The organism is Thiosulfatihalobacter marinus (genome assembly GCF_016019955.1).
GTDB lineage: Bacteria > Pseudomonadota > Alphaproteobacteria > Rhodobacterales > Rhodobacteraceae > Shimia > Shimia marinus_A.
In genome coordinates this window covers 1-7175 of sequence record NZ_JAECRZ010000034.1, presented here as the reverse complement: position 1 = coordinate 7175, position 7175 = coordinate 1, and the positions used below count along the sequence as shown (strand labels likewise).

Sequence of the window (7175 nt, the reverse complement as noted above, 5' to 3'; positions counted from 1 at the left end):
GCAACGGCACTTCAGATCATGCTGACAAACAAGCGAAACGTGCTCGATTCGCCGAAAGCCCCATTACGGCATCTTTCCCTTTCTGCCACCCCGGAGGCACAGGCCGAGGACTTCCAAGGCCGTCAGAACCGCGGTTCATCTTCATTGCACTCAGTACCTCAAGATCGGCAACATACATCGGCAAAGAAGTCCTTAAACCTTCTGACTTACAAGCTTTATCAATGACTTAGGATTGCCCCAAACCGGCAAGCCTCACCGGTGCTTGGCTGATACTTCCTTGGAGCCGGCGTTTCGGCTTCCCCTGAGACGAGCCTTTTTAGGTTGCCGTCAGAGAATAGCTGGTGCTACGTCCACCAGCCTCATCTTTCGCCAGGGCTCCCAAGTTGATGAGATCGAGGATGTCGCGATATGCCGTGTCTTGTGAGCACTTTTCGATTTTCGCGTATTTCGACGTTGTGAGTTTTCCGTCGAACCCATCCAAAAGGCGGTTGAGCATGTCCCGCTGCCGGTCGTTTATGTTTGCCGCTCCATATTTCTCCCAGAACCGCGCCTTCCGGAACACGGCCTCAAGGATGATCTCGGCACCATCAAATGCGCGGTCCAGGCAAGCCAGGAACCAAACGAGCCACGCCGTGACATCAAGCCCCCCTTTTTGTGTCGTCTCAAGCATATCGTAATAAGCGCTGCGCTCCTGCCGGATTTGCGTCGACATGCTGTAGAACCGCTGCGCGCTGCCTTCGGATCGCGCCAAGGCCATGTCTGCAATCGCGCGTGCAATACGCCCATTTCCATCATCGAAGGGGTGGATGGTGACAAACCAAAGATGGGCGATGGCTGCATGAATGACGGGATCCGCCTCAGAGGACTGATTGAACCAAGTCAGGAAGCGCGCCATTTCAGGGTCTAGCCGTTCGGCGTCTGGCGCCTCAAAATGCACGCGTTCGCGACCATAGGGTCCTGATACAACCTCCATCGGACCGTCACGCCAGTTTCCGACCCTGATCCGAGCCATTCCACTTCGCCCGGTCGGAAAGAGGGCCGCATGCCAGCCGAACAGACGCTCCGCATCCAGTGGCTGGCCATACGCTTGCGTCGCGTCCAGCATCATCTCGACGACACCATCAACATGGCGATCAGACGGGACCAACCCGCCGATTTCGAGCCCGAGCCGCTTCGCAATGGACGAGCGAACCTGATCCTTGTCGAGCGTCTCCCCCTCGATCTCGCTGCTTTTGACGACATCACTAGTGAGCATGCGCAGCATCGCCTCGTTGCGAAGATCGAAGCCAAGTCCCTCCATGCGCCCAAAGAGCTTGCCTTGGCGGTGACGGACCGCAGCAAGTTGTGACGACAGCTTGGCCTTATCCCAGGAAAACTGGGGCCAATCAGGGAGTTCATGAATGAAAGTCATATTTTACGCATTTCTTGCGGAGATTATACGGCACAATCTCCGCAAGACAATAACAAACACCGCAGAAGGCGCGTAGAATAAGAGCGGCAATCTCCGCATGCTCGACTTGGAACTTCAAACGCGGGACAACTGCTTCCCTTCCCATTACGCCGCCTGTCCGCTCAACCGGCCATAGAAACTGCGCTCGAGATGCAGCTCCCCTGCCCCAGCCTTTTCGACCATACCTCGCAGATATCCACCCGGAGACGCCACTTCGCCGGCGCAATGCTTGTCAAAAGTGAGAACGAGCGCTGCCGTCGCGACTTGGGGCCCGAGACGGTCCTGAGCGAGGTTCCAAGCGTGCTCTGAGACGCCGATCATCGGCCTGAGCTGCCCGACAACGCGATGAAGATCGCCCCAATCCTTCAAATACCCGCCCATATTGCGTGCCCAGGACGCGAATTCAGGACACGCCTGCATCACAGTCGGCAAATCAAGCGCTGCACCACGTTTCTTACGTGTTTCAACCACCCAGTCTTCAAGCTCCCTATCCACCTTCTCTTCCGGTGGCGCATTGGGCACAACGGCCGCCGCTTGCTCAGTTTCTGAGCGATTACAGGTTACGGGATCTAGTTGAGTTGTAGTTAGTATATGAGGTTCAGAAATGACCTCCCTGGGGTCCATTTCTTGAGTCTTTTGAAGCCCTTGCTCGCTGGTTTCAGGCGTGTTTTCCACAGCGTCATCCGCACGAACCGCCTTGAGATAGGCTGCCTCGACGCGCTCCTGGAGTTCCCTGAACCATTCCAGAAGCCGCGCAAGCGCCCCTGAGGCTGTGTTCCGGCGTGGCAGGCGGCCCAGAAGATCCTCAAAGAGACCTGTGAACTGCGTCCAAGGACCTCTCAGAGCGCCGCTGAGGGCCGCGTCGAGCCTCGCGCGGATCATCCGGCGCGCAACTGTGATCTGGCGCTTCAGGCGCTGGCAGAGTTCACGCTCGGCCTGCAGTTCAGCATGTAGCTGCTCAAATTCTTCTGCACGAGCCGACAGCGGCGACAAATCAAAGCCATAGGCCTCGATGATACGGCCGTCAGCGTCTCTGTGGCCCCACCTCTTGCCATTGGGGCTGTCCTTGAAGGCAATCACGCCGATCTCGGCCAGACGCCGCGCATGGCGCTTGAGCGCCGAGAGTGAGAAGCCTGTCTGCTCCATCAGATAGGCGTTGGACGCCCAGACGATCGGACGCTGTCCCTCCTCCCAGTCCTGGGCCTGGGTGAAGGCCCCAAGCGTGTCGAGAAGCAGCAAGTCGGCAGCCTTCAGGCCTATATGCGCACCAACGCGTTTCACGGCGACAAAGGCCTGTGTCTTGGGCACGGCTGCTCTTTCACCAGCTTGAGCGTGCTGTTCAGCAACCGCGAGTCCGGCCGTCGCTTTGCGCCACCCCGAGGGTTGGTTGATATTGGACATACCTTCACCGTTCTGAGGCATGACTGTCCCAGTCGCTCCATGCGGAGCATCATTGAATTTTGTCATTTTCTAGCCAGGCACAAAAAACCTGTTCGCCCGAAGACGTTTTTCGTTGTTTAGCGATTCGCGGGCTGCTAGGATTGTGGTGTCAAAACAAATCGCGCCTTGTGCGCAGCAGCCCTCGGGACTTCGGTTTCGAGGGTTTTTCTTTTGTGCCGTCCTCCTTTCTGCTCAGTGCCTCCGTCTTGACGGTTAACAGTTGTTAACCGCCGCTATCCTTCGTTGCTCTCTGATTGGAACCGGTCGAAGGAATCTTGAATGAGCTGGTCCAGATTCTGATCCAACCAATTCGCAAATCTTGTGTTCTCCCCTACCCGCTTTACGGTCACTGAGAGTCCCGATTTTCCACTCTTGATCTGCACACCGGGAACAGGCGAGCGCTCTTCGACAGATCGCTCCTGCTTGCCTCGTTTGCCAATTTCTTTAAGGACGAGGTCCAGCCGCCCGTCGGAATCAAGGGCACCAGTTTGATCAAGCACATCCAATACACGCCCCTCCGAAAGTTGGTCCTTCTCGAACGCTGTAGCGAGGGTCGTCCATTTGGGGCGCCCTGCGCCTGGAGCCGCGCCGATTGCCTCGCCGACCGCTACTGGCACAAGCCGATTGATACGTTCGAGCTGCGAGAGAGTGTTCTTGCTGATCGCCAAAGCTTGGCATGCTTCCGCACGGGAATATCCCTGCTCCAAGATCGCCTGTGCGAACCGAACACGTTCGTAGTAGCTCAGCTCCGCACGGCCGGCATTCTCGAGACCCTTCGCCATGAGAGCATCGGTGTCATCGAGCGTGCGTATCAAAGCCCGCACCGGCAAGCCCAGATGGCGGCACGCAACTATGCGTCGCTGGCCATAGATGACCTCAAAATGACCATCACGATCCTTTGAGGGACGCAGAAGCACTGGGACTTGCTGTCCGGACTCAGCGATACTGGTGGCGAGGTCCTGGATGGATTCATTTGTTGCGTCACTGTTAACAGCTGTTAACTCGATATCCAGCCGATCCTTTGGACCCCAGGCGAGGATCAAATTAGTGTCGATTTCCTGAATGCCCCCGAGACCGGCGCGGACCGAACCGATAGTTCCCTTCGGCAAGGTCCGATGCGCCCTGTCGGACACACCCTCCTTTGACGCCTCGCTTGCGGCTGTGATCGCAGCCATGATACCCGTTTTATTCTTCCCCATTGCCATGACTACCGCCCCCATGCCTGTTGAAGCATCCCTGCGATCTCCGCACCTACAGCATCCATGCTGTTCTTCGCCCGATCGTAGGTCGACCGCGTCATCTCGGATCGTGCAACCTCGTAGATCGACATCTTGAGCATCGACGCGTCGCCAATGGCCGTACTGCGCAGTCCGGTCGCTCCAACGACACGATCCTGGAAGAGGGCGCGCATCAGGCTCACGATCTGCTGACTCGGAATATCGCTCGGATCGTCCCGCGTGATGAGAAAAGAGAAAAAGTCATGATCGAGCTTGACGCCTGTGTCCTCGATCACCCCGAGATAGGCAGATGTCATCTCGACAAACTGCTGTGTAGAGGCAAGGTCGAGCATGCTTGGCGTCATCGGCACGATAACGGAGGTCGCGGCGTAAAGACCGGTCAGAGTCAAAAAACCCAGAGCTGGCGGGCTGTCGATCACAACTACATCGTAGTCGCTCTCAACGGACTGGATCGCTAGGCTGAGCTTCTCAAAGAACGCGACACCTCGCCCCGCATTGACCGCTGTTTCAGTCTCAAATTCGCTCAGCACAAGGCGGGCAGGGGCCAAATGCAAGCCAGGGAAATAGGTTTCCACGACAGCTTCTGACATCGGCACTGGATCGTCATAACGCAGCGCGTCGTAGATTGACGCGCCTTCAAACTCCAGTTCAGTTTGAATCCCGCAAAAGCCCGTGAGACTCCCTTGTGGGTCCAAATCAACCGCCAGCACACGGTAGCCGCTCAAAGCAAGATAGTGACACAGATGGATCGCAGAGGTGGACTTCGCAGAGCCACCTTTGAAGTTCATCAGCTGAATGACCTGCAATTTGTCGCCCTCGCGACGCCCAGGAAGGTATTTTCCCGGCTTTCGAGAGCTTGCCTCGAGAAAATGGCGCGCTTGCAGGATCTCGTTCCCGGAATAAAAGCGCCGTCCATTCTTAATGACTTCCGGCTCAGGCAACGACCCATCGCTATGGCACTTGCGCAAGAATTGACCGGTCACGCCAAGTAGGTCGGCAGTCTCTGTTGCGCTGAATAGTCTCAAATTTTTCCGCTGATCGGGCGCGTAGGCCTGTTGAAGATGCGTCGTGAGCGCCGTGTGTAGACGCGCGGCCATCTGGCTTGTAAGCTCGGATTGGGACGCCGCTTCGATGGGTGCCGTCTGAAACATAGTTGCAATTTCTCTGCTCGAACGCGCTTATTTGCGCAACTTGACTCTAATGGCCGTGATTCACCCTGTTAAGTCAAGGATTTTATCCACAAATTGTGCTGTTGGACCAAAGCGCTACTAGGGAAGCCACGCACACTCCCGAGTTAACAGCTGTTAACAGCACGCACAAACTTGCGGTTCACGAGCCGATCTGGCGCAGACTGGGCATCGCAAGCGCCTCGCTCCTCAACAGCGACGGCACATGCCGGAACAGCCAACGCACCGACAGTCATGCGACCAATCCACGACCGAATTGGATCGACATTCAAAACTACTTTGATACTTGGGTGCCGTGCCCAAACGATCAGACCAAACGCACTGCATGAGTAAGGATGGTCAACGCCCTGTCGGCTGACGGACCCATGATCCCCAGCCGGGTAGGGGGCATCCTTGTTGCCTGCGTCGTGGGAACAGTATCCGACACGAGGCACAGCATTGCCGCGACGAATTCAACCACACCTCACCGACCCGCGACACCCATCCGATGAGACCAAATTATTGAGGGACGAGGAGAAATGATCCGCGCCACTCAAGGTTTCAGAGAATGTACAGTGATAATGAGTTCAAACTCAAAGAAGCCGATGCGCTTACTAGATGGCTTCGGAGAACACTGGAAAGCAACCGCGGACCACGTTCTTGCGTCAGCACAACCTATGGCTCCCGTCACCGAATGTCAGAGGGCAAACTGCCCCCAGCTTTGCTGTTTAGAAGATCCGCTTAGAATGATCGATGGCAGATGCCTTCCGAAGATCCAGATTCAGGAACCGTCGTCGCAAATACCAGGGCAGGGACCTCTATCATCGTGCCGGTCCTCGCTAAGTCGATTTTCAGTTAATGGAGACAATTGGAAACCTCTGGGAGCGCGCAGTAGCTATACTCGACGCCACCTCAAGTTCATGCCCGACTGAGGCTTTGTGTCTGACTCACTGATCGCCGCATGCCAGCGTTGAGGAGCAGGGAATTGCACGACGGATTGCGCGTGAAACATCGGTTGCGCGTCGTGAACCCATCCAAACACCCGCAAAGTACGCTGCAACGCTGCAATCGTTCCATGGCGTGAAAGATTCTCAAGATTGTTGTTGATGCGCGGACTTCAGCAACCCCAGCCTTTCAGCGCGCTCCAGCTGCATTTTGACCGACGACGGCTGCCAGCTCGTGCGACCTCGAGGGGTGCGCTCACGCATAGACTCAAGCCGGTCGCAGATTGCCTGAAGAGTGATGTATGGGTCCGCGCCCTTGATGGCCGCCACGATGGCAGGCAGGCGATCGTCGGTTTCGCGGCGGCCAGCTCGGGCTAGGACCTCGGCGGGGAGAAACCCGTCGCGCACATATGCCTTCACGGCGCGGAGCAGGCGGCTTTGGGTCCAATGACGATCATGGGGCAGGGGGGCATTGATAATCCGCAGGACGTCTTCCCAAGCCATATCGGGGCGCAAACGGCGCACATGGGGCACCCAATCCTGCGCAGACTCGTTCAGGCGCTCCATGTAGCCGTCCTGCCGCGCCAGCCGCACCTTGCGCAGCGCGGCGGGGTCCTTGGCGCGAAGCCCTGGGTTGCCACCTACGCGCCCTTTGGCCCGCGCAGAAGCGAGCCCAGCCTTGGTACGCTCGCGGATCAGAGCACGTTCAAACTCGGCCGCAGCGCCCAGAACCTGCAATGTGAACTTGCCCTGCGGGGAAGCGGTGTCGATGGGGTCCTGCAGGGAGCGGAAGAAAGCTCCCTTGGCCTCCAGACGTTCGATCACCTCCAGCAAGTGCGACAGAGATCGCGCAAGCCGGTTGTCGCGTTTAGTTCCCGATTTCAATTGAAGCAGTAAGCTGAAACTGAAGCGCTGGAATTTCATCTTAGCGCTTCAC

At 57.0% G+C, this 7175-nt stretch carries 5 protein-coding genes and 1 pseudogene; 1 reads left to right on the top strand and 5 read right to left on the bottom strand.

Annotation, left to right across the window (positions count from 1 at the left end):
- Positions 1–225, top strand: a 225-nt coding sequence (locus I3253_RS20545) for a hypothetical protein (protein ID WP_232272219.1), incomplete at its 5' end; no start/stop codon positions are given.
- Between the two features lie 91 nt (positions 226–316).
- On the opposite strand, the gene I3253_RS20140 is transcribed toward I3253_RS20545, so the two are convergent.
- The 5 genes and pseudogenes from I3253_RS20140 to I3253_RS20120 form a co-directional block, all read right to left on the bottom strand.
- Complete coding sequence (locus I3253_RS20140; protein ID WP_197919581.1) at positions 317–1411, bottom strand: Fic family protein; 1095 nt, start codon at positions 1409–1411, stop codon at positions 317–319.
- Positions 1412–1555: 144 nt separating this feature from the next.
- Positions 1556–2851 carry a plasmid replication protein RepC gene (gene repC / locus I3253_RS20135; RefSeq protein ID WP_197919580.1) on the bottom strand — a complete coding sequence of 432 codons (1296 nt, stop codon included), beginning with the start codon at positions 2849–2851 and terminating at the stop codon, positions 1556–1558.
- A gap of 272 nt (positions 2852–3123) precedes the next feature.
- The gene (gene repB / locus I3253_RS20130) at positions 3124–4095 is read right to left on the bottom strand and encodes a plasmid partitioning protein RepB (RefSeq protein WP_232272218.1); all 972 of its coding nucleotides are present in this window, start codon (positions 4093–4095) and stop codon (positions 3124–3126) included.
- Positions 4096–4097: 2 nt separating this feature from the next.
- On the bottom strand, positions 4098–5279 hold the full coding sequence (repA, locus tag I3253_RS20125) for a plasmid partitioning protein RepA (RefSeq protein ID WP_197919578.1): 1182 nt from the start codon (positions 5277–5279) through the stop codon (positions 4098–4100).
- Positions 5280–6385: 1106 nt separating this feature from the next.
- Positions 6386–7105 (bottom strand): annotated as a pseudogene (locus I3253_RS20120) (recombinase family protein); the annotation flags it as partial.
- Between the last annotated feature and the right edge of the window lie 70 nt (positions 7106–7175).